This is a genomic window from Pseudarthrobacter sp. alpha12b (assembly GCF_054130495.1).
Genome location: NZ_CP196746.1, coordinates 442724 through 468616 on the forward strand (window position 1 = coordinate 442724; position 25893 = coordinate 468616).

The following is a 25893-nucleotide window of genomic DNA, read 5'->3' on the forward strand; positions in this document are numbered from 1 at the left end:
TGGGGGGCTGCGCGCATCGAAAGGTAGCAATGACCCCGTCCGCTCCGGTCCTCCACACTGTTTCGACGACTGCTTCAGCGGCCGTCCTGGCCGTGGCTTTTGGCTTCTTCCCCGCCGGCCCGGCTCTCGCGGCCACCACTGCGCCCTCGCCGGCCCCGGCGGTTAATACCCAGGCCCCATCAGACTGCGGGTTGATCTGCATGCCCGTCCTTGCCAGCAGCCCTGACGCCGGCCAAACCGGGCGCCCCCGGAAATCCAAGGACCCGGTGCCGCCACCCGCCCAGCCGGCACCGCCTTCCGAGCCGCCCGCCCCGCCCGTGCAGCCGGTCCAGCCCCAGCCGACCCAGGCTGGCGTCCCGGCACCGGACCCGGCCCAGCTTCCCGCCACGGTGGAGCCAGTCCCCGACGAGTCCGCCCTGCAGACCGCTTCAGCGACAGCCGGTTACCGGCCGCCCACCGGCCCCTCCAGCGGTCAGGACTGGAACAGCCCCGTGACCCGTTCCGCCGCGCCGACCCAGTTGGCTGCCGTTGCCCCCGCTGGCGGCGAAGGCCCGGGCGGCCCCGCGCTGGGGCCAATCGCCCTCGGGACACTGCTGGTAGGCACCTCCGCGGGCGCCTTCGCGTGGTGGAACCGAAACCGGAACCGGCTCCGGTCGCACTGACCACGACGCCATGCCCGGTAGCTGTCCGACCTGTAAGGCAAGATAGGTCTGTGAGCACAGGACCAGGACCCGCAGACCAGACCGCCACCCGGACCACGGCACCGCACGAGCCCGAGACGATCCCCACCGAAGCCATCCGCGAGGAGTACGAAAACCTCGCCGACCTGGTCCGGAAGTACCGGTTCGCGTACTACCAGGAAGACGCGCCGCTGGTGTCGGACGCCGAGTTCGATTCGCTCTTCCGCCGCCTCGAGGAGATCGAGGCGCTGCACCCCGAACTCGTGGCCAACGATTCGCCAACCCAGGAAGTGGGCGGCGAGGCATCCGCCGCGTTCGCGCCCGTGGAACACCTGCAGCGGATGTACAGCCTGGAGGACGTCTTCTCGCTGGAGGAGCTTGAGGCATGGCTCAACCGGGCCGAGGCCAGCATCGAAAAGATCGGGGACGGTGGCGCCAAGGCAGCCTGGCTGACCGAACTCAAGATCGACGGCCTTGCGGTCAACCTCCTGTACCGCGACGGCAAGCTGGTGCGCGCTGCCACCCGCGGCGACGGCACCACCGGCGAGGACATCACCCACAACCTGCTCACCATCAAGGAAATCCCGCAGCAATTGCGCGGCAGCGGCTTCCCGGCCGAAATGGAAGTGCGCGGTGAAGTCTTCATTCCGTCCAAGGCCTTCGCCGAATTCAATGAGGCCCTGATCGAAGCAGGCAAGGCACCGCTGGCCAATCCCCGCAACGCGGCGGCCGGCTCGCTGCGGCAAAAGGATCCGGCGGAGACGGCAAAGCGGCCACTGAAAATGTTCGTCCACGGAATCGGCGCCCGCGAGGGGCTCGCGGCCGGCAGCCAGTCGGAGACCTACGGGCTGCTGAAAGAATGGGGCCTGCCGGTGAGCCCGTACTTCGAGGTACTGGAGAGCCGCGACGACGTCCTCGGGTTCATCAGGCGCTACGGGGACCAGCGCCACAAGCTGCTTCACGAAATCGACGGCATCGTGATCAAGGTGGATGATTTCGGCACCCAGCGGGCCCTTGGCAACACCACCCGCGTTCCCCGCTGGGCCGTGGCCTACAAATACCCGCCGGAGGAGGTCCACACCAAGCTGCTGGACATCCAGGTCAACGTGGGCCGCACCGGCCGCGTCACCCCCTACGGTGTCATGGAACCTGTCAAGGTTGCCGGATCCACCGTGGAAATGGCCACCCTCCACAACCAGGACGTGGTCAAGGCCAAGGGCGTCAAAATCGGCGACATCGTCATCCTGCGGAAGGCGGGGGACGTCATCCCCGAGATCGTGGGCCCGGTCCTGTCCCTCCGGGACCAGCAGGACCCGCCGGTGCGCGACTTCGTGATGCCCACCGAGTGCCCTTCCTGCGGCACCCCGCTGGCACCCGCCAAGGAGGGGGACGTGGATGTCCGTTGCCCCAACGCGAGGTCCTGCCCGTCCCAGCTCCGCGAGCGGGTGTTCCACGTTGCCGGCCGGGGTGCCTTCGACATCGAGGCCCTGGGCTGGGAAGCGGCCATCGCGCTGACCCAGCCGGCCGAACCGGACACGCCACCGCTGACTTCCGAAGCCCGCCTGTTCGACCTCACCCCTGAGGACCTGGCCGGTGTCCGGATCCGGCGGGAAAAGAAGGCCAAGGGCGTCCCCACCGGGGAGTACGAGCTGGTGCCGTACTTCTTCAGCAAGGGCACGGCCAAGTCGCCGTCCAAGCCCACCGCCACCACCCAGAAACTGTTCAAGGAACTGGAGAAGGCAAAGACCCAGCCCCTGTGGCGGGTCCTCGTTGCCCTGTCCATCCGCCACGTGGGCCCACGGGCATCACGCGCCCTGGCGCAGGCGTTCGGCAGCATGGACCGCATCCGCGCAGCCTCGGAGGAGGAACTTGCCCACGTGGACGGGGTTGGCCCCACCATCGCCGCCGCGCTGAAGGAATGGTTCGCCGAGGACTGGCACGTGGAGATCATTGACAGCTGGGCCGCTGCCGGGGTCCGGATGGAGGACGAACGCGACGAGTCCATGCCGCGCACCCTTGAGGGGCTGACGGTGGTGGTCACGGGGTCCCTGCCCAACTTCAGCCGTGACGAGGCCAAGGAAGCGATCCTGCTGCGCGGCGGCAAGGCTTCCGGGTCAGTGTCGAAGAACACCAGCTACGTGGTGGCGGGCGAAAGCGCCGGCAGCAAGCTGGACAAGGCAGAGCAGCTGGGCATCCGCGTCCTGGATGAGGACGGGTTCCGGCAACTGCTCGACGGCGGCCCGGCAGCAGTGGGGGATGCGGCGGCGGAGAAGGCAGCATCGGATACTGCTGCAACAACTACGGGCCAGGACGGCAACGAGGAGGCGGCTGTACCGGCCGCAGTTGAGGAGAACGCATGACATCCGCTTCGGAACTGCTGGAGGTAGCCAAGAAGGCCGCCGCGGCTGGCGCCAAAGTCCTGTCCGGCCGCGATGGCAGCGCCCTGGATGCCAGCAACAAGGGGGCGGCCGGGGACTGGGTCACGGCCTTTGACCTGGCGGCGGAAAACGCCGTGCGCGACGTGATCACCACTGCCCGCCCTGGCGACAGCATTACCGGGGAGGAACAGGGAACCACCCGCCCCGCCAACCCCACCGGTTACCGCTGGTCCATCGACCCCCTGGACGGCACCACCAACTTCATCCGCAACATCGTCTACTACGCCACCTCGGTGGCTGTTGCCGATGCCGACGGCGTCTGGCTGGCCGGCGTCGTCAACGCCCCTGCGCTGGGCCGGGTGTACTACGCTGCCCGCGGCCAGGGTGCGTGGCTGGAAGAGCGGGGTACGCGCACCAGGCTGGAAGGGCCGGTATCCGGCCGCACCGGGCAGATCCTTGCCACCGGGTTCAGCTACGAGCCCGACATCCGGTCCCAGCAGGCTGCCGCGTTCGGCTCGTTGATGGATGGCTTCGCCGATGTCCGCCGGCTGGGTTCCGCCGCCCTGGACCTGTGCATGGTGGCCGACGGAACCCATGACGCGTACGGTGAACGGGGCCTGAACGAGCACGACTTTTCGGCGGGCGCCCTGGTAGCGGAGGAAGCCGGCTGCTGGGTGCGCAGGCCCCGCCTGACCAGCCCCCTGGACGGCGGTCCCACCGATGATGAGCGCCTGGACGCCTGGACCTGTGCCGCCAGCCTGGAGCTGTCCGGCAAGTTTCCGCTCTGAGCGGGCACGGGGGCAATCATCGAAAGAGCGGGGTTGCCCGTTCTGATAGTTCTGTCACGGAAAGTGCCTTCCTGCCGTACGGCCGCCCGGACCGCCACTAGCATTGACGGGTGCACCCGCAGATAACCATCCGTCCCGCCGTCGAAGCCGATTTCGCCGCGATTGCCCGCATCACCGGAGATTCGTATCTCTCGGCAGGCTACTTCGACGACGCCGCGCACCCTTACATGGTCAAGATCATGGATGTGGCAGAGCGCGCGGAGCAAGCCACCATCTGGGTGGCGGAGCGGGACGGCGCTGTTGTCGGTTCTGTCACCCTGGCACTGGCGGGGGAACAGTACGCGGACATCGCCCTGCAGGACGAGCTGGAATTCCGCATGCTGGTGGTGGACCCTGCCGTGCAGCGCAGCGGCGCCGGCAAAGCCATGGTGGAGGCCATCGTCAGCCATGCCAGGACGCTTCCCGGCATCCGTGCGGTGGCCCTCACCACCGGCCAAACCTGGGAGAGCGCGCACGGGCTGTACCGCAAGACCGGCTTCCAGCGCGTGCCTGAACGGGACTGGCTGGTCCCCGGAACCGACATAAAGCTGCTGGTTTACCGGCGCGACCTGTAGCAGCCCTACAGTGGTGGCGACCCATTCCAGCTTTGAAAGGCCCACCCATGCGCAAGACCTTCGGCAGCGGATCCGTCTGGGAACAGACCCTTGGCTACTCCCGTGCCGTCCAGGTGGACAATACCCTCTACATCTCTGCCACCGCGGCGAGCGGCGACGACGGAGTGGTGGGCGATGACTTCTACACCCAGACCCAGTACATCCTCCAGAAGCTCGGCAAGGTCCTGGCCGACGCCGGCTTCGCCTACGAGGACGTGGTGCAGTCCAAGCTGTACCTGACGGACATCAGCAAATGGGAAGACGCCGGCCGGGCCCACGGCGAGGTGTTTGGCGAGATCCGTCCCACCCTCTCCCTGGTCCACGTGCTCCCGTTCCTGGACCCCAAGATGCTCGTCGAGATCGAACTCGTCGCCCAGAAAGCTGATTGACGCGATCCACGCATCCTCCGCGTGCTCGCTCATTCTTCCCCGCCGCCTCCCTTGCCTCGCAAGCTCGGCCAGGGCACCCTGGCGGCGTGGGCCCAGCTCGACGCACGCTTCCGGATGCCTGGATCACGTACCTTGCTGCTGTGCTACCTATCGCGCCGGCAGGCCGTAGCGGTGCTCGGGCCTGCCGGTGGTGCCGTAGCGGAGCTGGATGTCCACCGCGCCGTCGTCGGCCAGTGAGGACAGGTACCGCTGTGCCGTTGCGCGGGAGACACCAACCCGGGCGGCCACCTCGGCGGCAGAGTACTGCTCGCCGGGGGCCAGGGACTCCAGAACTGCGGCTTCCGTGGCGGACCGCGGTTTCGACGACGGCGCCACGTCCCCCGGGATCAGTGCACGTTTGGCGCGTTCCACCGCCTCCTGGTCCAGTGCCCCCGGCTGGCCCAGGAGGCGCCGGTACCGGGCGTAGGAGCGCAGCTGCTGCGACAGTGACTCAGCGGTGAACGGCTTGAGCAGGTACCCCAGGGCCCCGCGGCGGAACGCCACCCGGACGGACGCTGGATCTGACGCGGCGCTGAGGATGATGGTGTCCACATCCAGCTGCTGCAGCAGGTCCAGGCCGGAGGCGTCCGGCAGGTAGACGTCCAGCAGCACCAGATCCGGCCGCAGGCTGTGGATGGCCTGCAGCGCCAACGACGCCGTGCCAACAGGCGCCAGGGCCAGGAATCCGGCCACCGAGTCCACGTAGGCGGCGTGGAGCTTGGCCACGTGGAAGTCGTCGTCCACGATCAGGACCCGAAAATCGTCAGCCATTCTCATCCTTTCCGGCTGCCCCCGGGATATCGGCGGCACGGTTTCCCGCCGTCGTGCGCGGAAGGGTCGCCATGAACACAGCGCCCGGTCCGCCCTTGGTTCCGCGCTCCAGCACTTTTACATCACCGCCGCGGCGCCGCGCCAGCTGGCGCGCCAGGGCAAGTCCAAAGCCTTGCCCGCCGCCGGCCCGGACCGGGCCGGCAGCGGTGGTGAAACCTTCGGCAAACACGCCCTCAGCGTCCGTGCCTTCTGCCAGCCCGTCACCCGAGTCCGCCACCACGACATGCAGCGTGCCGCCGTCGTCGCCCGGCTCATCCAACACCTCAAGCTCAACCCAGCGGTCCGCCGCCGACCCCGCCACGGCCGCGTTGACGGCGTTGTCGATCAGGTTGCCCAGCACGGTGGTCACGTCCTGGGCTTCGGTGACCTGCCCCCGGACCAGCGTCTCCGGCCCGATGCGCAGCGCGACGCCGCGCTCGTCCGCCTCCACGCCTTTGGCACCCACGAAGGCCTGCAGGTACGGGTCCTGGAGCAGCTCGGCCTGGTCCACCGGGAACTTCAGCGGGCCGGTGGCGGCCAGGCCGGCAAGGTAGTCGCGGGCCTCCTGGTGCTGCCCGATGCCCAGGAAACCGGCAAGGGTGTGCAGTTGGTTGGCGAACTCGTGCCGCTGGGCGCGCAGCGCAGTGGACATGGTCCCCACCGCGTCGAGCTGCCGCGTGAGCTCCTGGAGCTCCGTGCGGTCACGCAGCATGACCACCCAGCCCAGGTCCTCCCGCCGGTGCAGGGCCTTGCGGGCATTCACCACCAGCACCCGGCCGCCGGCCACCAGCTCCAGGGCATCCATCCCTGCCCCGCCGGCAGCCGAAGCAGGACCCGCCGCGCCGGCTCCTGCCCTGGTCAGGGACTTCACCTGCTCAGGCACAGGGGCGTCCTCCCAGCGGGACCCGGACATATCCGGCAGGTCCAGCAGCCGCTGCGCGGCGGCGTTGAAGACGCTCACCCGGCCGTCGGCACTGACGCCAATGACGCCGTCGTCCACGCCCTGCAGCACTGCCACCTGGTCGTGCACCAGCGTGCTGATTTCCTCCGGTTCCAGGCCCAGGGTGAGGCGCTGCAGGCGGCGGCGCAACAGGAAGGAGCCCAGGACCCCGGCCAGGAGGGCGCCCGCGGCGGTCAGTGCCACGGGGCCGATATCCCGGGCCACGCTCTGGGCAACGGTTTCCATGGAGTAACCTACGCTCACCTCGCCCACCACCGTGCTGGTGCCCGGCGCGTATACCGGAACCTTCGCGCCGGCGGATGGGCCGAGTGTCCCGGTGTTCCGGGTGGTGACCTCCTGCCCGGACAATGCCTCGGACGGGTCCGTGCTTACCTTCTCGCCGAGCCGTTGCGGATCCGGGTGGGCCAGCCGGATGCCCGTTTCGTCCGTGATGACCACGAACAAGGCACCGGTCCGGGTCCGCGCCGCTTCCGCCGAGGCCTGCAGCGGCCCGGCCAAAAGCTCCGCAGCCGGGGGAGTCCCTGGCTTGTCACTGATGGCCAGCACATCGGCGCGTACCTCCCGATCGGAGGCAACGGTCCGGGCCAGCGTCAGCGCCTGGTTCTCCGCGTCGCTGCCCACCCTGTCGTACGTCAGCCAGGCGTGCACGGCGGTGCTCAGCAGCACCACCAGCAGCACCACTGCCAGCTGCAGCAGCAGCGTCTGGGTGGAAAACCGCAGCTGCTGCCGGGGCACGGAACGCTGCATTCATCCTCCTTGACGGTGGTAGCGGGGCGGTTTCAGGGCGCCGTTTCGGCGGCAAAGCACTGTGAGCACAATGAGCAAAATGCTCCCAATAAGCAGTATGCCAATCAATTGAGCCAAAGGCACTGCCGTGACGGCCGCCACCCTACAGTCTGTAGCACGCGTCACACCGCTGTGCCGCTGTTCACAAGAAGGAGCCGGCTGTGCTGGTAATACTTGGATTCGCCATGATCGCGGTATTCATGGTGCTGATCATGACGAAGAAGTTGACGCCAGTGCTGGCGTTGATCATTGTCCCTACTGTTTTTGGCCTGTTCGCCGGCGCCGGCCTGGGCATCGGCGACATGGTGATGGACTCCATGAAGTCCATGACCTCCACCGCGGCCCTGCTGATGTTCGCCATCATCTACTTCGGCCTGATGATCGACGTAGGGCTGTTCGACCCGCTGGTGAAGTTCATCCTCCGCAAGCTGGGCAACGACCCCGCCAAGGTTGTCCTGGGCACCGCCATCCTGGCCGCCGCCGTGTCCCTCGACGGTGACGGGTCCACCACGTTCATCCTCACCACCGCGGCCATGTTGCCGGTCTACCTCCGCCTCAAGATGAGCCCGGTGGTCCTCACCTGCGTGGCGGGCCTGGCCAACGGCACCATGAACATCCTGCCGTGGGGTGGCCCCACGGCCCGCGCCGCCACCGCCCTGAAGATCGACGTCAACGACGTCTTCGTCCCCATGATCCCGTCCCTGGTGGCCGGCCTGGTAGTTGTCTTCGCCTTCTCCTGGCTGCTCGGCCTGCAGGAACGCAACCGCCTCCGTGCCACCGCGCCGGAGATCTGGGGCGTGCCGGACACTGCGGAAGAGTTCGACGGCGGCACCTCCACCGGTGGTTCGCGCACCGGCGGCACGGCGTCCAGCCGTGAACGCAAGGGTGGCAACCCCGGCGGAGCAGCCCCCGCCGTCGACGGCTCCCCGGCAGGATCCTCCGTGGCCGTGCTGGAGCGCACCGACACCCTCATTGAGGACAGCGGCGCCGGACTCGCCGACACCGCGCTGGATCCCAACCGCAGCACCCTTCGGCCCAAGCTGTTCTGGTTCAACCTGGCGCTGACCGTCGCCGTCATGGTGGTCCTCGTGGCCAACGTCATCCCGCTGCCGTTCGTGTTCATGGTGGGCGCTGCGATTGCCCTGCTGGTCAACTTTCCCAAGGTCAAGGACCAGGGCGCCCAGCTGATTGCGCACGCCCCGTCCATCGTGGCCGTGGTCAGCATGGTCATGGCCGCCGCCGTCCTCACCGGCGTCCTCAAGGGCACCGGCATGGTGGAAGCGATGTCCGCGTGGCTGGTCCAGATCATCCCCACCTCCATGGGCCCGTTCATGGCTGTCATCACCGGTGTGCTCAGCATCCCCATGACGTTCTTCATGAGCAATGACGCCTTCTACTTCGGTGTCCTCCCGGTCCTGAGCGAGACCGCCGCGCACTACGGTGTTGGCGCCGCTGACATGGCCCGCGCCTCCATCACCGGCCAGCCGTTCCACCTCCAGAGCCCGCTGGTTCCGGCCATCCTGCTGCTGGTCTCGCTGGCCAAGGTGGACCTGGGTGACCACCACAAAAAGGTCCTGTGGCGCACCGCCGTCATCTCCCTGGTGATGCTCGGCGTCGGCATGCTGACCGGAGCCATCGGAATCGGTTAGTCTGTAGCTGCCCGTGCTCCTGTCCCCGAGGCAGGCCGGGTATCGAAGGTGCCCGTCTGACGCCCGCTGGGGGTCGTCAGACGGGCATCTGCGTTTGCGCACTAGACTGGATCGGAAAACAATTCGAACTTTGCAGGGGAGATCCATGGCTGCGATCAACCGTGACGACGTCGCGCATCTCGCGCGGCTCGCTCACATCGAGATGAGTGCCGAAGAGCTGGACAGGATGGCCGGCGAGCTCGCCGTCATCGTGGATTCGGTCAAGTCCGTCAGCGAGGCCGCGGGGGACGACGTCCCGGCCACCTCGCACCCCATTCCGCTCACCAACGTGTTCCGCGACGACGTTGTGGGACACACCTTCACGGCGGAACAGGCACTCTCCGGCGCCCCGGATTCCGATGCCAACCGTTTCAAGGTCCCGGCCATCCTGGATGAGGCATAACCATGACTGAACAGAACCCCACCGGCACCAGCGCCGAAAGCCTGATCCGCCTGTCCGCCGCGCAGCTTGCTGAGAAGCTCGCTGCCGGCGAGGTCACGTCCGTCCAGGCAACCCAGGCATACCTGGACCGCATCGCCGCCGTTGACGGCAAGGTCAACGCCTTCCTGCACGTCAACGCAGAGGAAGCGCTCGCCGTCGCAGCCGAGGTGGACGCCATCCGTGCCGCCGGCGGAGCGGAAGCCGAAGCCCTGCACTACCTGGCTGGCGTTCCCATCGCCGTGAAGGACCTCATCGTCACCATCGGCCAGCCCACCACCGCGGGCTCGAAGATCCTCGAGGGCTGGCACAGCCCCTACGACGCCACCGTGGTGGAGCGGCTGCGCGCCGCGAAGATGCCCATCCTGGGCAAGACCAACCTGGACGAGTTCGCCATGGGCTCCTCCACCGAACACTCCGCCTACGGACCCACCCGCAACCCCTGGGACCTGGACCGGATTCCCGGCGGCTCCGGCGGCGGTTCGGCCGCGGCTGTTGCCGCCTTCGAGGCACCCCTGGCCCTGGGTACGGACACCGGCGGTTCCATCCGCCAGCCCGGCGCCGTCACCGGAACGGTAGGCGTGAAGCCCACCTACGGCAGCGTCTCGCGCTACGGCGCCATCGCCATGGCCTCATCGCTGGACCAGATCGGTCCGGTCACCCGGACCGTGCTGGACTCCGCCCTCCTGCACCAGGTCATCGGCGGCCACGATCCCCGCGACTCCACCTCGCTGCCGGAGCCGCTCGCCGACCTCGTCGCCGCCGCCAAGACGGGCAACGTCGAGGGCCTGCGGATCGGCATCATCAAGGAACTGCACGGCGAGGGCTACCAGGCCGGCGTCGAAAACCGCTTCAACGACGCCCTAAACCTGCTCAAGGAAGCCGGCGCGGAAATCGTGGAGGTTTCCTGCCCCAACTTCCAGTACGCCCTGGGCGCCTACTACCTGATCATGCCGTCCGAGGCTTCCTCCAACCTGGCCAAGTTCGACGGTGTCCGGTACGGCCTGCGCGTCCTCCCCGAAGAGGGCCCCATGACCATCGAGCGCGTGATGGGTGCCACCCGCGCCGCCGGCTTCGGCGACGAAGTCAAGCGCCGCATCATCCTGGGTACCTACGCCCTGTCCGCCGGCTACTACGACGCCTACTACGGCTCCGCGCAGAAGGTCCGCACCCTGGTGCAGCGTGACTTCGACGCCGCGTTCGCGCAGGCGGATGTCCTGATCTCGCCCACCGCCCCCACCACGGCGTTCCCGCTCGGCGAAAAGCTGGACGATCCGCTGGCCATGTACCTCAACGACGTCGCCACCATCCCCGCGAACCTTGCCGGCGTTCCGGGCCTGTCCCTGCCCGGCGGACTGGCCGACGAGGACGGACTGCCCGTGGGCATCCAGCTGCTGGCCCCGGCCCGCGAGGACGCCCGCCTGTACCGGGTGGGCGCGGTCCTGGAATCGCTGCTCGAAGCGAAGTGGGGCGGGCCGCTGCTGGCCCAGGCTCCCGACCTTGCCGTTGCCGGAACCCGCGAAACCCAGGAGGCAAAATAATGAGCACCGACGACATCCTGAGCTTCGATGAGGCCATGGAGAAGTACGATCCCGTCCTGGGGTTCGAGGTCCACGTGGAGCTGAACACCAAGACCAAGATGTTCTCCTCCGCCCCCAACGTCTTCGGCGATGAGCCCAACACCAACGTCAACGAGGTTGACTTGGGCATGCCCGGCGTCCTGCCTGTGGTGAATAAGACGGCCATCGAGTCCTCCATCAAGATCGGCCTGGCGCTTAACTGCAAGATCGCCGAGTCCTGCCGCTTCGCCCGGAAGCAGTATTTCTACCCGGATACCCCCAAAAACTTCCAGACCTCGCAGTACGACGAGCCCATCGCCTACGACGGCTACCTTGACGTTGAACTCGAGGACGGCACCGTGTTCCGCGTGGAAATCGAGCGCGCGCACATGGAAGAGGACGCCGGCAAGCTGACCCACATGGGCGGTGCCACCGGCCGTATCCAGGGTGCCGACTTCTCCCTGGTGGACTACAACCGTGCCGGTGTTCCGCTGGTGGAAATCGTCACCAAGCCCATCGAGGGCGCCGGTTCCCGCGCCCCGGAACTGGCCAAGGCGTACGTTGCGGCCGTCCGCGAGATCGTCAAGAACCTCGGGGTGTCGGATGCCAAGATGGAGCGCGGCAACGTCCGCTGCGATGCCAACGTTTCGCTCCGCCCGCACGGCCGGGAACGGTTCGGCATCCGGTCCGAGACCAAGAACGTGAACTCCTTGCGCGCCGTCGAGCACGCCGTTCGCTATGAAATCCAGCGCCACGCGGCCGTCCTTGACTCGGGTGAGCCGGTCATCCAGGAGACCCGCCACTGGCACGAGGACACCCGCACCACCACGTCCGGCCGTGCCAAGTCCGACGCCGACGACTACCGCTACTTCCCGGAGCCGGACCTGGTTCCCGTGGTGGCTTCCCGTGAATGGGTGGAGGAACTCCGTGCCACCCTGCCGGAGCCGCCGGCCGAGCGCCGCAAGCGCCTGAAGGCCGACTGGGGCTACTCGGACCTCGAATTCCGCGACGTGGTGAACGCGGGCGTCCTGGACGAGATCGAGGAAACCATCGCCGCCGGCGCCTCGGCGTCCGTTGCACGCAAATGGTGGATGGGTGAGATCGTGGGCCGCGCCAAGGCAGCCGACGTGGACCCCGGACAGCTCGGCGTCCAGCCCGCCACCATTGTGGAACTGGCGCAGATGGTGGAGGCCGGCAAGATCAACAACAAGATGGCGTCCCAGGTGCTGGACGGCGTCCTTGCCGGGGAAGGCACCCCGGCCGAGATCGTCGAGAAGCGTGGCCTCGCCGTCGTGTCCGACGACGGGCCGCTCCTGGAAGCCATCGACGCTGCACTCGCCGCGCAGCCCGACGTCGCGGACAAGATCCGCGGCGGCAAGGTGCAGGCCATTGGCGCGATCGTGGGCGGTGTCATGAAGGCCACCCGCGGCCAGGCCGACGCCGGCCGCGTCCGCGAACTCATCCTGGAGAAGCTGGGCGTCACCGTCTAGCCTTTCCCACCCAACCGGGTAGCACTAAGTGTTGTCTTGAGCGTTCATAACGACACTTAGCGCTACCCGGTTGTGCTTTAAGTACTCATGCTGCCGTCACCGAAAGTACCCGTGGTTGCGCGTGCCCGGCCGTCTTACACTGGAGCCCACGGGGCGCCGGTGCCCCGGCGGCGTGCGGGAGGAACAACCATGGTGGTCCGGGAACCTATGAGGATGCGCAAGGCGGTGCTGGCGGGTGCGGTGGCCGTGGCGTTGACGGGGACGGGGGCCGCCCTGGCGTGGTCGGCCACGGGGACGCCGGCGCCGACGCCGTCGGCGCCGGCCCAGGAAATCCCGGGCAAGGGCAGTGCGCCTGGCCAGCAGGACAAGCAGGACCTGAAGGCCCGGCGCGGGCAGCCCCTCCACAGCGAGGGAGTGGTTAAGAAGGCCGACGGCACTTTCCAGACTGTCCTGGAGCAGCGCGGGACAGTGGAGTCGGTCAGCGATTCGGACATCACCGTCAAGAGCGAGGACGGCTACTCCCGGACCTACACCGTCAACGGCGACACCAAGGTCACCAGGATGCCTGCCGCCGCCGGTGGCGCATCGGCCGGCCCGGGCGCAACGCCCAGTCCGGGAGCAACGGGCGACGACGGTAAGCGGCGTAAGCCGGCGGACGGAACCATTGCGGACATCGCCACCGGAGACACCGTCCGCATCGCCGGCGTCAAGGACGGGGACAGGGCCACTGCCACGCGGATCGTGGAGGGGGCCGGTGACGGGCCCGGGCTGGGACGCGGCCACGGACTTGGGCATGGCAAGGGAATGGGCCGCGGCAACGGCAAGGATGACCAGGGAGCATAACTCCAGCATCCTTCACGCACGCGAGCCTTCCGGTACCGAACCCTTAGCGCTGGCGACCTCATTCAGCCCTGCCGCACCAGCCCTGCCATGATGTCCTCCAGGGCCTCGCAGACCATCACTACGGCCCGCCGCTTCATGTTTTCCGGCCTGGCCAGCAGGTCGATCCTGCGGCGCGTGCTGATGCCCTCCAGCGGCCGCAGCACGATGTCCGGGTTCAGGACCGGTCCCGCCGTGTATCTGGGCAGCAGTCCCACCACGCCGCCCGCCGCCACCAGCGCCGCCACTGTGGAGTAGTCGTTGATGCGGTGGATGATGTTGGGCTCCCGGCTGGACACGGCAGCGACGGCGGACAGGACATCGGCGGGGGAGTAGCCGGGGTGGCTGGTCACCCAGGCCTCGGCGCCGACGTCGTCCGCCGTGACGGTGTCCTTTTGGGCCAGCGGGTGACCGGCGGGCAACGCCACGTCCAGGGGCTCGTGCGCCAGCGGGATCACTGCCACCCGTTCCGCGGGCCAGCGGGGACTGTGGTCCATGCGGTGCGCCAGCACCAGGTCGTAGCGGGCGGTGAGGGCGGGAAAGTCCTGCTGGGCAACGTCCTCGTCGGACAGTTCAATCCGCGGGTGTCCGGGCCGGTCCAGCATGCGTGCCAGCGGCGCGAACAAGGCCTGGCCCGCGCTGTGGAAGCCACTGACTGTGACCCTGCCGGCGGGTGATTCGTGGTAGCTGCCCAGGGCGCCCCGCGCCTCGGCCATGGCGCTGACGACGGCGGCGCCCGCGTCTGCAAGCACCTGGCCCGCCTCCGTGAGCACCAGGTTCCGGCCCTCCTTGCGCGTCAGTGGGACCTCCACCGTGCGCTGCAGGTGTGCCAGTTGCTGCGACACTGCGGACGGGGTCACCATGAGGGTATCCGCCACCGCTTTCACGCTGCCCAGTGCGCCGAGTTCCCGCAGGATTTCCAGCTGGTGTATCTCCACGACTCCAGTCTACTCATTAGATTCCGCTACATCGTCGATTGAGAAAATCCCTGTTGTACTAAGGCTTCCGCAGGGCTTCAATGAGGAGGACAAACCCCGCAGGTGTGAATTTCCAGACGTTAGGACGCCAATGAAGGCCCTTTACAAGGCTGGCCCCCAGGCCGGTTTCGAACTCGTGGACCGGCCCGAGCCCACGGCCGGGCCGGCGGACGTGAAGATCCGTGTCATGACCACCGGGATCTGCGGCACGGACCTGCACATCCAATCCTGGGACTCCTGGGCGCAGGGGATCATTGAAGCACCCCTGATTGCCGGCCACGAGTTCTACGGCGAAGTGGTGGAAGTGGGCGAGGACGTCCGCGAGGTCAAGGTGGGGGACAGGGTCTCCGGCGAAGGCCACGTAGTGTGCGGCATTTGCCGGAACTGCCGCGCCGGACGCCGCCAGATGTGCATCCACACGGTCAGCGTGGGAGTCCAGCGCGACGGCGCCTTCGCCGAGTACGTGGTGATCCCCGAGACCAACGTCTGGGTCCACCACGACCCCTCCGTCACCCCCGAACTTGGCGCCATCTTCGACCCCTTCGGCAATGCGGTGCACACCGCTCTGAGCTTCCCGCTGGTGGGTGAAGATGTCCTCATCACCGGCGCAGGTCCCATCGGCCTGATGGCCATCGCTGTTGCCCGCCACGCCGGGGCGCGCAAGATCGCCATCACGGACATCTCGCGGCCGCGGCTTGACCTGGCCCGGCAGTTGGGTGCCGACCTTGCCATCGATGTCTCCACCACCAGGGTCCGTGACGCCCAGCGTGAGCTGGGCATGCGGGAGGGGTTCGACGTCGGAATGGAAATGTCCGGCCACCCCTCCGCCCTGCCTGAGATGATCGACAACATGAACCACGGCGGCCGGATCGCCATGCTGGGCCTGCCCAGCCAGGAGATCGCCATCGACTGGGGCAAAGTGGTCACCCACATGCTCACGCTCAAGGGCATCTACGGCCGCGAGATGTACGAAACCTGGTACGCCATGAGCGCCATGCTCTCCTCCAACCCGGTGCTGCACGCCGGAATCTCCGCCGTGGTCACGGACACGCTTCCGGCAACGGAGTGGGAGAAAGGCTTCGACATTGCCCGCAGCGGTGTGGGCGGCAAAGTTGTCCTCGACTGGACCCGACTGTAAGGAAACCCCATGTACACCTCCATCAAGGACCAGCTGCGCGACGAGCTGGACGACATCCGCACGGCCGGGCTCTACAAGACTGAACGCAGCATCAGCTCGCCGCAGTCCAGCCACATCACGGCCGGGCAGATCGGTGGCCCGGGCGCCGACGTGCTGAACTTCTGCGCCAACAACTACCTGGGCCTGGCGGACCACCCGGACATCATCAGCGCCGCCAAGGCCGCCATGGACGAGCGCGGCTTCGGCATGGCCAGCGTCCGCTTCATCTGCGGCACCCAGGACCTGCACCTGGAACTCGAAGCCAGGGTCTCCGCATTCCTGGGGACCGAGGACACCATCCTGTTCTCCAGCTGCTTCGACGCCAACGGCGGCGTCTTCGAGTCCCTCCTCGGCCCGGACGACGCCGTCATTTCAGACGCCCTCAACCACGCCTCCATCATCGACGGAATACGCCTCTGCAAGGCCCGCCGCTACCGCTACGCCAACCAGGACATGGCCGAACTGGAGGCCCGCCTGCAGGAAGCACAGGATGCCCGCCGGAAGATCATCGTCACCGACGGCGTGTTCTCCATGGACGGTTTCCTCGCTCCGCTCGAGGCCATCTGCGACCTCGCCGAAAAGTACGGCGCCATGGTGATGGTGGACGATTCCCACGCTGTGGGCTTCATGGGCGCCACCGGCGCGGGCACCCCGGAGCACGCCGGCGTCTCTGACCGGGTGGACATCTACACCGGCACCTTCGGCAAGGCCCTTGGCGGCGCATCCGGCGGCTACGTGTCGGGCCGCCGGGAGATCATTGCCATGCTGCGGCAGAAGGCCCGGCCCTACCTGTTCTCCAACTCGCTGGCTCCGGCCATCGTTGCCGCCACCCTGAAGGCGCTGGACCTGGTGGAAAACTCCGCTGACCTCCGCCGCCGGCTGTTCGAGAACGCCGGGCTGTTCCGCCGCCGCATGACGGAAGAGGGCTTCGACCTGCTCCCCGGCGAACACGCCATCGTCCCGGTCATGTTCGGCGATGCCGTCATGGCGGCCAAGGTGGCCGACCGGATGCTGCAGCACGGCGTCTTTGTCACCGCCTTCAGCTTCCCCGTGGTCCCGCGCGGTGCCGCCAGGATCCGGGTGCAGCTTTCGGCTGCGCATTCAACGGACGACGTCGAAGCATGCGTGCGTGCCTTCGTCGCCAGCCGTGCCGAGGCAGCAGCCTGACGGGACTTCCGGAAAGGCAAGGTCCCCGCAAGCAGGAACTCTGTCAGGATGGACGAATGGCAGCACATTACGATGTCCTGATTGTGGGCGGCGGCATCGCCGGCCTGTCCCTGGTGTCCGCGCTCGCCGGCCGCTGCAGCGTGGCGCTGGTGGAGGCGGAGCAGGAGTTGGCGTACCACACGTCCTCCCGCTCCGCCCGCCAGCTGATCCCCAGTTATGGGCCTCCCGTGGTGCAGGAGCTCACCGTCCGGACCCTTGAGCTGCTTGCAGCCCGCGACGCCGAACTGCCGCAGCCGGTCCTGACGCCGCGCAGTTTCATGCTGGTGGGCTCCGCGGAGGATGTCGCTGCGGAAGCCAGCGGGCACATGCAACCCATCAGCGTGCACAGCGCCCTTGAGCTCTGTCCGGCGCTGGTCCCCGGAACCTTTGCCGCCGCCGGGCTCGATACCGGCTCCTTCGGCTGCGACGCGCCCCTGCTCCTGGAAGAGCACCGCAGGCGGGCGCTCGCCGCCGGGACCGACATCATTACCGGTGCGCGGGTGCATTCCGCGCAAAGGCTGGGTTCCGGCTGGCAGGTGGGTGCCGGGGCCGAGGGCTTTGAAGCGGGCGTCCTGGTGAACGCTGCCGGTGCCTGGGCCGATGAGCTCGCGGTGATGAGTGGCGTCGAGAAGCTGGGCCTGCAACCGTACCGGCGCACTGCGGCGATTGCCGCCGTCGAACGCCCCCTGCCCGCTGCCACCCCGATGGTAGCTGCGGCGGACAATACGTTCTACTTCCGCCCTGACGGTGACGACGTCCTGATTTCGCCGTCCGAAACCGTACCCAGTGGGCCAGAGGACGCCCGCCCGCGGCCGGGCGACGTGGAACGGCTGGTGGAGACGCTGAACGCCTTCACCAACTTGGGAATCACGGGAATCCGCCGGGCCTGGACGGGCCTGCGCACCGAAGCGGCGGACGGGATTCCGGTAGCTGGGTTCGACGCCGAAGCGGCCGGTTTCTATTGGCTCGCCGGGCAGGGCGGCTACGGATTCCAGACCTCCGCCGCCATGGCTGAGTTGGCGGCCAAGCAGATTCTTGACCGCCTGGAGGCGTCCGAAGGCGCGGGCTCTGATGGTCCAGCCGCTGATGCCTCAGCCGCTGATGGTCCGGGATCCCGGACAGCGCAGACCCTCGCGGCCACCCGCTGGTCCATCTGGCGTTGAAGAATAAACCCATGAGCACCCTGATCACCAACATTGCCGAGCTGATGACGCAGGACCTTGAGCACCGGGTCCTCAAGGATGCGGCGATGGTGATCGAGGGGGAGCGGATCGCCTGGATCGGGGCCGCAGCAGATGCCCCCGCGTCGGATGACGTTGTCGACGCCGGCGGCCGGGCCATGCTCCCGGGCTGGGTGGACTCCCACACCCACCTGCTGTTCGCCGGGGACCGGACCGCTGAATTCGAAGCCCGGATGGCAGGGGAGGCCTACGCCGCCGGCGGCATCGCCGTCACCATGAACGCCACGCGTGCCACCTCGGATTTCGACCTCACCCGCCTGGCCATGGGCCGGGTGGCTGAGGCGGTCTCGCAGGGCACTACGTATCTGGAGACCAAGACCGGCTACGGCCTTGACGTGGAACATGAGGCACGCAGTGCGCGCATCGCGGCCACCGTGGCAGACCAGGTGACCTACCTCGGCGCCCATCTGGTTCCGGCCGGCCAGGACCCGGAGGCCTACACCGACCTGGTCTGCGGGCCCATGCTGGACGCCGTCCGCCCATACGTCCACTGGGCCGACGTCTTCTGCGAGGAAGGTGCCTTCACTGCCGAGCAGTCCCGCCGCGTGCTGCTGGCCTGCCGCGACGCAGGGTTGGGGCTGCGTGTGCACGGGAACCAACTGGGCGAGGGCCCGGGCGTGCAGCTTGCCGTGGAGTTGGGCGCTGCCAGCGTGGACCATGTCAACTACCTGGCCGGGCAGGACGTGAAGGCCCTGGCTGCTTCCTGGTCCGAATGGGATCCCGTCACCGGAGCCGGTGAGCGGGGCACCGTGGCCACGTGCCTTCCTGCCTGCGACCTTTCCACCCGCCAGCCGTTGGCACCTGCCCGTCAGTTGCTCGACGCGGGAGTGCAGGTGGCGCTGGCGTCCAACTGCAACCCCGGAACCTCGTACACAAGTTCCATGGCATTTTGCGTGGCGACCGCAGTCCTGCAGATGAACCTGAGCGTGCACGAAGCGGTCCGCGCCGCCACCTATGGCGGCGCCTTGGCGTTGCACAAGGAAACCGGGCAGGACGCCGACGGCGAACGCGCTGTGGGGTCCATCGCCGTCGGGCACCGGGCCGACCTGCACCTGCTGAACGCCCCCTCCGCCACCCATCTCGCTTACCGCCCGGGCATGCCGTTGACATACGCTGTGTGGCGGGCGGGAGCCCGGCAGAGGTAGATTCCTCCGGCTTTGTGATTGTTCCTGATTGTTTTCCTCCGGCTATAATCAGGAAACGTCATCAGGAGTGGTGGCTGGTGTATCGAAAGGCCTCAACTGCATGACACGCACTGACCGGTTGACGGCGATCCTTGACCTGCTGGCCAAGACCGGCCAAGTAGAGGTCGACGAGATCGTCAGCACCCTCAATGTTTCCCCCGCCACTGCCCGCCGTGACCTCGACAGCCTTGCCAAGCGCCGGCTCCTCACGCGCACCCGGGGCGGCGCCACCACGGGTGCCCTGGCGTACGACCTGCCCGGGCGCTACAACCGTGACGACCATGCCGAGGCCAAGGAACAGATCGCGCAGTGCGCCTCGGCCCTGATCCGGCCCGGATCGGTCATTGGGCTGTGCGGGGGCACTACCAGCACCGCACTCGCGCAGATCCTGGCCACCCGGGAAGACTTGAACGCCCCCTCCAACCAGCCCACCCTCACCGTGGTGACCAACGCCATCAACATCGCCGGCCAGTTGGCGGTACGGCCCAACATCAAGGTGATGGTTACCGGTGGAATCCTCAATCCGCGGTCCTATGAACTGGTGGGGCCCTACACGGACATCATCATGCAGAAAGTGGTGCTGGACATCGCGTTCATCGGCGTCAACGGCATCGACCCCGAGGTTGGGCCCACCAACACGGGGGAGGGGGAGGCCTCGGTCAACGCCTTGCTGGCTTCCCGTGCCCGGGTGTCCTATGTCCTGGCCGATTCGTCCAAGGTGGGCGTGCGTGCCTTTGCCACCATGGACGGCTACCACTTCACCCGGCTCATCACCGACTCCGGGATTTCTGCCCGGGATAAGGCGGCGTTCGAGGCCCGGGGTACGGAAGTGATCGTCGCTCCGGCCTGATTGAGGCCGCGTAGCCCGGGATTCTTCCCCGTCTGCGCTACGGACACCGGCAACTCCATCAGGCCGGATCCAGAAACTGAAGGCAAGATGGGAACATGCTGGTTCCCTCCCGCCGTCGCATGCGGCTCGAAGTCTGGATCGTCCTGGGCCTGTCCCTGGGCCAGTCGGCCGTCTATTCCGTGGTACAGCTGCTGGATAAGATGACGCGCGCCCCGTTGGCCGAGGGCACGTCCACCCTGAACCGTTCCCAGAGCACCCGCGAGTACTTCGACCTCACTTATCAGCTGCTGGACATCATCTTTGCGCTGGTGCCTGTGCTGCTGGTCCTCTACTTCCTCACGGACCAGCGCCAGGCGGCGCCGGGCGACGCCGGCAACTCCGGCTCTGCGTTCCGCAAACTTGGCTTCAACTTCGCCCGGCCCGGTATGGACCTGCTGCAGGGCCTGGGCCTGGCTGCACTGATCGGCATACCGTCCTTGGGGCTCTATGCGGCCGGCCGGGCGCTCGGCATCACCACCGCCATCATTCCCAGTGCACTGGACGCGTATTGGTGGACCGTTCCGGTCCTGATCCTGTCCGCCGTCCGTCACGCGGTGCTCGAGGAAGTCATTGTGGTGGGCTATCTCCTGGACCGCTTCGGCAAGTTCGGCTGGAGCATGCCGCTGGCCATTGCGGTGAGCTCCCTGCTGCGCGGCAGCTACCACCTGTACCAGGGCTTCGGTCCGTTCATTGGCAACGCCGTGATGGGGGTTGTCTTCGCGTGGCTGTACACCCGTACCAAGCGTGTGATGCCGTTGGTCATCGCCCATGCGCTGCTGGATATCGTGGCTTTTGTAGGCTTCAGCCTCTTCGGCAAGGCCGTGGGGCTGGGGTAGGCACTGGGACACAGTCAGGGCGAACTGTCAGCAGACGGTTCAGGAGACTTATTCAGCCTGACCACCTGTTGACCATGAGATGGCTTTCATGGATCGTGTGCACCATGAGCCTGCGGTCGCGATGGACATCATGGTCGCTGCTGGCCGCAATGGTGCTGGCCGGACTTCTAGTTCTTGCCCGATTGTGGAGCGTCCATCAGCAAACAGCTGATTGGGTTCTCTGGGCCAACGAAGTTCCTTCACGAGTGCAGTTCGCCGGTCGTGACTATAACTGCGGTCCAAATCCTGCGACCGCACATCACGACTTAGCCGGAATGACTAGACAAGGCACGACAGCAGGCGGGGCCGAGATCCTCGCAGAACCGCCCTCTGATGAAGCCCGGGTCTTCATCGTCGTACGGACGGCTGAGGGAACTTTTGGTTGCGGCCTGCTCGGCGGCCCCTGATTTTCCAGTCCCCCTTCCTAGGCCGGGGGCCGTTTACCTTATGGAGCGCATCCCATACAGGAGCCTGCCATACAGGAGCTTGAGGCAGGTTTGGATTGCTGCTGTCACATCAGCGACAGCAGCAACTGCCAGTCCGCCTGCGGATCAGGCGGCAGCACGCAGGGCTTCGCGTAAAAGTCGTCCCATAGCGGACCCGTCGGCGAAAGGTCGTCCGGATCCAGCAGGTTGTCGCCGTCAGGTTCCTCCACCTCGGGCGCTGCCCACGCTGTCACCGCTGACACACCCGCTGGCGGTGGTGCAGCCTCCGGTGCGAAGGTGGATTTATCCGACGGCGATATCCCTGGCGGCCAGTGGGTTGGCTCGGGGTTGGGGTGTTCGGGTTTGTAGTGGCGGCCTGTGGGTGAGGTCCAGCCCGGCGGTTCATTCCGGTTTGCCTTATCGGGGAGCCAGGGCCGTGCGTGTTTGAGCCGGTGGTGTTTTGGGCAGAGCTGTGCCAGGTTGCTGGTGCCGGTGGTTCCGCCGTGTTCCCAGGCGGTGAGGTGGTCGGTTTCATTGTCCTGGGTGCGGTTGTTGCAGCCGGGGAAGGTGCATTTGCCGTCGCGCATGCGGATCCAGCGTTTGATGGTTTCGGGAAGCCGGTAGTTTTTGCGGCCGATTTCGAGTGGTGCGCCGTCGCGGGGGTCGACGAGGACCCGGTAGAACGACTCCGCCCCGTCCGCGACGAGTGTCCGGGCCACGGACGCCGGGATCGGCCCCTGACCGTCCAGTTCTGCGGGTTCGTCCGTCAGGCCGAGGAGGGAGCAGACCGGCACCGTGACCAGGACGTCGGCCCGCGGGGTGGGGACCTGGCCCGCATCGGTGGCGCTGCCTGCGCCGAGGAGTAGTGATGCTGCGATGTCGGGCCGTAGTTGGGTGAGGGTGCGGGTTTCGCCGGGGCCTTGGAGGCCGCGGGCGGTGGCGGTGCTGCGGTTCCAGATGGCGCAGGCGGTGTCGCCGGGGAGGTAGAGGGAGATCCAGGCCATGCCGTCGCGGTCAGGGGTGTATTCCATCCGCCGGTCGGCGACGCCTTTGGCATGGCGCTTCTCAAGGGTCTCGGGGTGGTGGCGTTCCCGCCAGGCGCGGACCTTGGCGCGGAACCGGGAGGGGATGAGTTCGCCGGGGGCTGCGCCGCGGGCGGGGTCGGGCGCACCGGGGTCGAAGAAGTGCACCACCAGGGCGGCGGCACCGGCTGGGGTGAGCCCCTCAGTTTCGTCGGCAACAATTCGGGCGTGCTGCCAGGAAATGGTCCCGGCTACCAGTGCGTCCATCACCGGCGGCAGGGAACACACCTGGCGGGACTGCTCCACGAACGCCCCGGCAGCACCTGAACTGATGGTCAGGACCCCCGCGATCTCCTCCACCGCTGACATCTCCGCATACATGCGTTCATGCACCGGTGCGTCCGGGGCCAGCATGGCCTGCTGGAAAACAACGCACTCCACCGCGTCCCGGGCTTCCACGGCCGCGAGCTGTGCCCTCAAACGGGACGAGACTTCCAAACGATCCAAGCGCAGCTCGTACCGCCGCTGCAACACGTCAACATCATGACCAACACCTGCCCCGGCGCCCAGGAAGGCATCCTCACGGTCCAGCGCATCAAGGGCAGCAACAGAGGCATGAATGCCCTCCATAGCCATCCCGCCACCGCTGCTGATTCCCATGGAAACATCATCCAACAGGGGTCCGACAATCAAGGTCCGCAGGCGTCCCGGCCGCGGGCAGTAACCAGTTAAATGGATTCGGCCGCCATCGGGTAGTGACGCCGTTGTCACCACCTGATGGCGGCCGAAGCAGATCCGGGCATTGGCCCGGCAAACCCACCTCCCGCGAGTGCCGGGAAAGAGGGATTGGAGCGTCAGAGAGTGACGGCTCCGTTGGCGGTCTCGAAGGTGACCGACAGGATGCCCGGTGTGCCGTGCGGTGCGACCCACTCCACTGCAACGTCCTCAAGCGGCTTCTCCACCGGCTCACCCAGCCACTCGGTCACCCGCGAGGCGGAGCCGGCGATGGTCAGGCAGCTCATCTTGAGGTTGCTCTCGTACGCGTTGGACGGGTGGAGCGACGGGTCCCCCTCCCACTTGAGCATGTACGGCACCTGGGGATCGGCGATGAGGCCCAGGATGCCAATCTGCTTCCAGACCAGCTCACGGCCGTCCGGGAACTTGCGGTTGCCGTTCACGGCGGCGCGGCCCAGGCGTTCCTCGAAGGGGGCGAGGTCGTCCACTTCGACGCACCAGCCCATCCATCCGCCACCGGCAGCGGAACGGGCACGCACTGCCTGACCGAACGGTGCCTTGTCGGATGCCGGGTGGTCCAGGACCTCAACGACTTCCAGGTACTTATGACCGGCGAGCGGGATGATCATATTCCGGGTTCCGAACCGGGGGTGTACGCCACCCTTCACTGCCTCAACGCCGAGGGCAGTTGCAATACGGTCGGTAGTGGCCGCGAGGCCATCGTGTTCACAGGCGTAAGAGACGTGATCCATGCGCATGCGAACATCTTGGCACTTTGTGATCGGGCTCTCAGCTAAGGCTAGCCTTACTAGCATTTTGACTGCCGGCTGCCCTGGTCCCAGCGCGCGCGGAGCCGCAGGAAGACCTTGTTCGTCACAATCCTGTTCACGGCAACCACCGGCTTCCTAGACTGGGCGCAGGTCATGAGTGCCAGCGCCAAGCCCCGGCTCGCTGGCCGGCAACCCTCCATCCGCGGTGGGGTGCCCCGGGTGAAGACCTGGCTCTCCGGCAACAGCCGGGAGCAAGCGCGGCCCGTAAGGCTCCGAGCATGCCGGGCCCATGTCAAAGGAGATTTGGATGTCCCACGGATGGTCCTTCGAAACCCGCCAGATCCATGCCGGCCAGGCGGTGGACAGTGCCACAGGGGCGCGTGCCCTGCCCATCTACCAGACCACGTCATTTGTGTTCCCGAGTGCCGAAAGCGCCGCCAACCGCTTCGCCCTGGCCGAACTTGCGCCCATCTACACCCGCATCGGCAACCCCACACAGGATGCCGTCGAACAGCGGATTGCCAGCCTCGAAGGAGGCCTGGCCGCGTTGCTGCTCAGCTCCGGGCAGGCCGCCGAGACCTTCGCGGTCCTGAACATTGCGGAGGCGGGCGACCATATCGTGGCCAGCCCCAGCCTCTACGGCGGCACCTACAACCTGTTTGCCCACACCCTGAAGAAGTTCGGTATCTCGGTCACCTTCGTGGCAGACCCGGACAACCTGGACCAGTGGCGCGATGCCGTCCAGCCCAACACCAAGCTCTTCTTCGGTGAAGTCGTTTCCAACCCGCGCCAGGATGTCCTGGACATCGAAGGCATCTCGCAGGTGGCCCATCAGGCCGGAGTGCCGCTGATCGTGGACAACACCCTGTCCACCCCCTACCTGATCCGCCCCTTGGAGTGGGGAGCGGACATCGTGATCCACTCAGCCACCAAATACCTGGGCGGCCACGGCACGGCCATCGCCGGCGTCATTGTCGATTCCGGCAAGTTCGATTTCAGCAAGGACCCCGCGCGGTTCCCCGGCTTCAACACCCCGGACCCCACCTACAACGGCCTGGTCTACGCCCGCGACCTGGGGGAGGGTGGCGCTCTCGGGGCCAACCTGTCCTACATCCTCAAGGCCCGCGTGCAGCTGCTCCGCGACCTGGGCTCGGCGGTGTCGCCCTTTAACGCCTTCCTGATTTCCCAGGGCCTGGAGACGTTGAGCCTGCGGGTGGAGCGGCACGTGGCGAACGCCACGGAGGTGGCGCGCTGGCTGGAGGCAAGGGACGACGTCGAATCCGTCGCCTACGCCGGGCTGCCGTCCAGCCCCTGGTACGGGCGTGGCCGCAAGTACGGGCCCAAGGGGACAGGCGCCGTCGTCGCCTTCAACCTTGCCGGCGGGGCTGAAGCGGGCAAGCGCTTCGTCGACGCCCTGGAGCTGCACTCCCATGTGGCCAACATCGGTGACGTCCGCTCGTTGGTCATCCACCCGGCGTCGACCACGCACAGCCAGCTCTCGCCGGAGCAGCAGGTCGTCGCCGGGGTGCATCCGGGACTGGTCCGGCTGTCCGTGGGCCTGGAGCATATCGATGACATCCTGGCCGACCTGGAAGCAGGCTTCCGCGCAGCCAAGGGCGCTGAAGCCTGACGTCAGAGCCGGGGCTGCAGCACGTGCCGCAGGCAAGCCGGGAAAGTCACAACCGGTCATACTCTTGGCCTGGAGTGGGGGGTGTTTCGTACACTCGAACCAGGTCATGAGTGCCAGTGACAGCCCCGGCTTGCTGGCCGGCAACCCTCCATCCGCGGTGGGGTGCCCCGGGTGAAGACCTGGCCTGCCGGTCAAATGACGGCAGGCAAGCGCGTAGAAGAGG

22 protein-coding genes and 2 riboswitches are annotated in these 25893 nt (G+C 67.1%); of the genes, 17 read left to right on the top strand and 5 right to left on the bottom strand.

Annotated elements, in window-relative coordinates; genetic code table 11:
* Positions 1 to 29: 29 nt before the first annotated feature.
* The 5 genes from ACTAQI_RS01900 to ACTAQI_RS01920 all read left to right on the top strand — a co-directional run bounded on the left by ACTAQI_RS01900 (position 30) and on the right by ACTAQI_RS01920 (position 4888).
* The gene (locus tag ACTAQI_RS01900; RefSeq protein ID WP_457949184.1) at positions 30 to 662 is read left to right on the top strand and encodes a hypothetical protein; all 633 of its coding nucleotides are present in this window, start codon (positions 30 to 32) and stop codon (positions 660 to 662) included.
* Between the two features lie 50 nt (positions 663 to 712).
* Positions 713 to 3040 (top strand): NAD-dependent DNA ligase LigA, encoded by a 2328-nt coding sequence (gene ligA / locus ACTAQI_RS01905; RefSeq protein ID WP_457949185.1) that lies wholly within the window; start codon positions 713 to 715, stop codon positions 3038 to 3040.
* Positions 3037 to 3846: an inositol monophosphatase family protein gene (locus ACTAQI_RS01910; RefSeq protein ID WP_457949186.1), complete on the top strand. Its 810-nt coding sequence runs from the start codon at positions 3037 to 3039 to the stop codon at positions 3844 to 3846. Before ligA ends, ACTAQI_RS01910 begins: the two co-directional genes overlap by 4 nt.
* A 110-nt stretch (positions 3847 to 3956) precedes the next feature.
* The gene (locus ACTAQI_RS01915) at positions 3957 to 4460 is read left to right on the top strand and encodes a GNAT family N-acetyltransferase (RefSeq protein WP_457949187.1); all 504 of its coding nucleotides are present in this window, start codon (positions 3957 to 3959) and stop codon (positions 4458 to 4460) included.
* Between the two features lie 47 nt (positions 4461 to 4507).
* The gene (locus ACTAQI_RS01920) at positions 4508 to 4888 is read left to right on the top strand and encodes a RidA family protein (protein WP_457949188.1); all 381 of its coding nucleotides are present in this window, start codon (positions 4508 to 4510) and stop codon (positions 4886 to 4888) included.
* Positions 4889 to 5035: 147 nt separating this feature from the next.
* On the opposite strand, the gene ACTAQI_RS01925 is transcribed toward ACTAQI_RS01920, so the two are convergent.
* Positions 5036 to 5698 (bottom strand): response regulator, encoded by a 663-nt coding sequence (locus ACTAQI_RS01925; protein ID WP_457949189.1) that lies wholly within the window; start codon positions 5696 to 5698, stop codon positions 5036 to 5038.
* Positions 5691 to 7445 (bottom strand): ATP-binding protein, encoded by a 1755-nt coding sequence (locus tag ACTAQI_RS01930; RefSeq protein WP_457949190.1) that lies wholly within the window; start codon positions 7443 to 7445, stop codon positions 5691 to 5693. The genes ACTAQI_RS01925 and ACTAQI_RS01930 overlap by 8 nt, the downstream gene beginning before the upstream one ends.
* Before the next feature lie 200 nt (positions 7446 to 7645).
* Here ACTAQI_RS01930 and ACTAQI_RS01935 point away from each other — a divergent pair, with 200 nt between their 5' ends.
* The 5 genes from ACTAQI_RS01935 to ACTAQI_RS01955 all read left to right on the top strand — a co-directional run bounded on the left by ACTAQI_RS01935 (position 7646) and on the right by ACTAQI_RS01955 (position 13503).
* The gene (locus tag ACTAQI_RS01935; RefSeq protein WP_457949191.1) at positions 7646 to 9133 is read left to right on the top strand and encodes a CitMHS family transporter; all 1488 of its coding nucleotides are present in this window, start codon (positions 7646 to 7648) and stop codon (positions 9131 to 9133) included.
* 145 nt (positions 9134 to 9278) lie between these two features.
* The gene (gatC, locus tag ACTAQI_RS01940) at positions 9279 to 9575 is read left to right on the top strand and encodes an Asp-tRNA(Asn)/Glu-tRNA(Gln) amidotransferase subunit GatC (RefSeq protein ID WP_457949192.1); all 297 of its coding nucleotides are present in this window, start codon (positions 9279 to 9281) and stop codon (positions 9573 to 9575) included.
* Positions 9576 to 9577: 2 nt separating this feature from the next.
* Positions 9578 to 11152, top strand: coding sequence for an Asp-tRNA(Asn)/Glu-tRNA(Gln) amidotransferase subunit GatA (gene gatA / locus ACTAQI_RS01945; RefSeq protein WP_457949193.1), 1575 nt, complete (start codon positions 9578 to 9580; stop codon positions 11150 to 11152).
* A complete protein-coding gene (gene gatB, locus ACTAQI_RS01950; RefSeq protein WP_457949194.1) occupies positions 11152 to 12660 on the top strand; it encodes an Asp-tRNA(Asn)/Glu-tRNA(Gln) amidotransferase subunit GatB in 1509 nt (502 codons plus the stop codon). Before gatA ends, gatB begins: the two co-directional genes overlap by 1 nt.
* Before the next feature lie 213 nt (positions 12661 to 12873).
* Positions 12874 to 13503 (top strand): hypothetical protein, encoded by a 630-nt coding sequence (locus tag ACTAQI_RS01955; protein ID WP_457949195.1) that lies wholly within the window; start codon positions 12874 to 12876, stop codon positions 13501 to 13503.
* Positions 13504 to 13565: 62 nt separating this feature from the next.
* Here the strand turns inward: ACTAQI_RS01955 and ACTAQI_RS01960 are convergent, their stop codons facing one another.
* On the bottom strand, positions 13566 to 14477 hold the full coding sequence (locus ACTAQI_RS01960; protein ID WP_457949196.1) for a LysR family transcriptional regulator: 912 nt from the start codon (positions 14475 to 14477) through the stop codon (positions 13566 to 13568).
* A 130-nt stretch (positions 14478 to 14607) separates the two neighbouring features.
* Here ACTAQI_RS01960 and tdh point away from each other — a divergent pair, with 130 nt between their 5' ends.
* The 6 genes from tdh to ACTAQI_RS01990 all read left to right on the top strand — a co-directional run bounded on the left by tdh (position 14608) and on the right by ACTAQI_RS01990 (position 21049).
* Positions 14608 to 15654 (top strand): L-threonine 3-dehydrogenase, encoded by a 1047-nt coding sequence (gene tdh, locus ACTAQI_RS01965; protein ID WP_457949197.1) that lies wholly within the window; start codon positions 14608 to 14610, stop codon positions 15652 to 15654.
* A 9-nt stretch (positions 15655 to 15663) separates the two neighbouring features.
* Positions 15664 to 16860 carry a glycine C-acetyltransferase gene (locus ACTAQI_RS01970; protein ID WP_457949198.1) on the top strand — a complete coding sequence of 399 codons (1197 nt, stop codon included), beginning with the start codon at positions 15664 to 15666 and terminating at the stop codon, positions 16858 to 16860.
* 56 nt (positions 16861 to 16916) lie between these two features.
* Positions 16917 to 18062: an NAD(P)/FAD-dependent oxidoreductase gene (locus tag ACTAQI_RS01975; protein WP_457949199.1), complete on the top strand. Its 1146-nt coding sequence runs from the start codon at positions 16917 to 16919 to the stop codon at positions 18060 to 18062.
* An 11-nt stretch (positions 18063 to 18073) separates the two neighbouring features.
* Positions 18074 to 19285: an imidazolonepropionase gene (hutI, locus tag ACTAQI_RS01980; protein WP_457949200.1), complete on the top strand. Its 1212-nt coding sequence runs from the start codon at positions 18074 to 18076 to the stop codon at positions 19283 to 19285.
* A 100-nt stretch (positions 19286 to 19385) separates the two neighbouring features.
* Positions 19386 to 20174 carry a DeoR/GlpR family DNA-binding transcription regulator gene (locus tag ACTAQI_RS01985; RefSeq protein ID WP_457949201.1) on the top strand — a complete coding sequence of 263 codons (789 nt, stop codon included), beginning with the start codon at positions 19386 to 19388 and terminating at the stop codon, positions 20172 to 20174.
* A 95-nt stretch (positions 20175 to 20269) separates the two neighbouring features.
* Complete coding sequence (locus ACTAQI_RS01990; RefSeq protein WP_457949202.1) at positions 20270 to 21049, top strand: CPBP family intramembrane glutamic endopeptidase; 780 nt, start codon at positions 20270 to 20272, stop codon at positions 21047 to 21049.
* Between the two features lie 550 nt (positions 21050 to 21599).
* On the opposite strand, the gene ACTAQI_RS01995 is transcribed toward ACTAQI_RS01990, so the two are convergent.
* Together ACTAQI_RS01995 and ACTAQI_RS02000 are read right to left on the bottom strand one after the other, a co-directional pair.
* On the bottom strand, positions 21600 to 23195 hold the full coding sequence (locus ACTAQI_RS01995) for a DUF222 domain-containing protein (protein ID WP_457949204.1): 1596 nt from the start codon (positions 23193 to 23195) through the stop codon (positions 21600 to 21602).
* A gap of 194 nt (positions 23196 to 23389) precedes the next feature.
* A complete protein-coding gene (locus ACTAQI_RS02000; RefSeq protein ID WP_457949205.1) occupies positions 23390 to 24028 on the bottom strand; it encodes a VOC family protein in 639 nt (212 codons plus the stop codon).
* A 161-nt stretch (positions 24029 to 24189) separates the two neighbouring features.
* Positions 24190 to 24304, top strand: a riboswitch (SAM riboswitch).
* A 43-nt stretch (positions 24305 to 24347) separates the two neighbouring features.
* Here ACTAQI_RS02000 and ACTAQI_RS02005 point away from each other — a divergent pair.
* Complete coding sequence (locus ACTAQI_RS02005) at positions 24348 to 25670, top strand: bifunctional o-acetylhomoserine/o-acetylserine sulfhydrylase (protein ID WP_457949207.1); 1323 nt, start codon at positions 24348 to 24350, stop codon at positions 25668 to 25670.
* 102 nt (positions 25671 to 25772) lie between these two features.
* Positions 25773 to 25888, top strand: a riboswitch (SAM riboswitch).
* The last annotated feature ends 5 nt before the right edge of the window (positions 25889 to 25893 follow it).

Bases quoted from the DNA above. Each gene is read 5' to 3' on its own strand.
- ACTAQI_RS01955 (WP_457949195.1), top strand. From the start codon at position 12,874: ATGCGCAAGGCGGTGCTGGCGGGTGCGGTGGCCGTGGCGTTGACGGGG.
- gatA (WP_457949193.1), top strand. From the start codon at position 9,578: ATGACTGAACAGAACCCCACCGGCACCAGCGCCGAAAGCCTGATCCGC.
- ACTAQI_RS01900 (WP_457949184.1), top strand. From the start codon at position 30: ATGACCCCGTCCGCTCCGGTCCTCCACACTGTTTCGACGACTGCTTCA.
- gatB (WP_457949194.1), top strand. From the start codon at position 11,152: ATGAGCACCGACGACATCCTGAGCTTCGATGAGGCCATGGAGAAGTAC.
- ACTAQI_RS01925 (WP_457949189.1), bottom strand. From the start codon at position 5,698: ATGGCTGACGATTTTCGGGTCCTGATCGTGGACGACGACTTCCACGTG.
- ACTAQI_RS01990 (WP_457949202.1), top strand. From the start codon at position 20,270: ATGCTGGTTCCCTCCCGCCGTCGCATGCGGCTCGAAGTCTGGATCGTC.
- ACTAQI_RS01970 (WP_457949198.1), top strand. From the start codon at position 15,664: ATGTACACCTCCATCAAGGACCAGCTGCGCGACGAGCTGGACGACATC.
- ACTAQI_RS01920 (WP_457949188.1), top strand. From the start codon at position 4,508: ATGCGCAAGACCTTCGGCAGCGGATCCGTCTGGGAACAGACCCTTGGC.
- ACTAQI_RS02005 (WP_457949207.1), top strand. From the start codon at position 24,348: ATGTCCCACGGATGGTCCTTCGAAACCCGCCAGATCCATGCCGGCCAG.
- ACTAQI_RS02000 (WP_457949205.1), bottom strand. From the start codon at position 24,028: ATGCGCATGGATCACGTCTCTTACGCCTGTGAACACGATGGCCTCGCG.
- tdh (WP_457949197.1), top strand. From the start codon at position 14,608: ATGAAGGCCCTTTACAAGGCTGGCCCCCAGGCCGGTTTCGAACTCGTG.
- ACTAQI_RS01910 (WP_457949186.1), top strand. From the start codon at position 3,037: ATGACATCCGCTTCGGAACTGCTGGAGGTAGCCAAGAAGGCCGCCGCG.
- ACTAQI_RS01975 (WP_457949199.1), top strand. From the start codon at position 16,917: ATGGCAGCACATTACGATGTCCTGATTGTGGGCGGCGGCATCGCCGGC.
- ACTAQI_RS01985 (WP_457949201.1), top strand. From the start codon at position 19,386: ATGACACGCACTGACCGGTTGACGGCGATCCTTGACCTGCTGGCCAAG.
- ACTAQI_RS01995 (WP_457949204.1), bottom strand. From the start codon at position 23,195: ATGGGAATCAGCAGCGGTGGCGGGATGGCTATGGAGGGCATTCATGCC.
- ACTAQI_RS01930 (WP_457949190.1), bottom strand. From the start codon at position 7,445: ATGCAGCGTTCCGTGCCCCGGCAGCAGCTGCGGTTTTCCACCCAGACG.
- gatC (WP_457949192.1), top strand. From the start codon at position 9,279: ATGGCTGCGATCAACCGTGACGACGTCGCGCATCTCGCGCGGCTCGCT.
- hutI (WP_457949200.1), top strand. From the start codon at position 18,074: ATGAGCACCCTGATCACCAACATTGCCGAGCTGATGACGCAGGACCTT.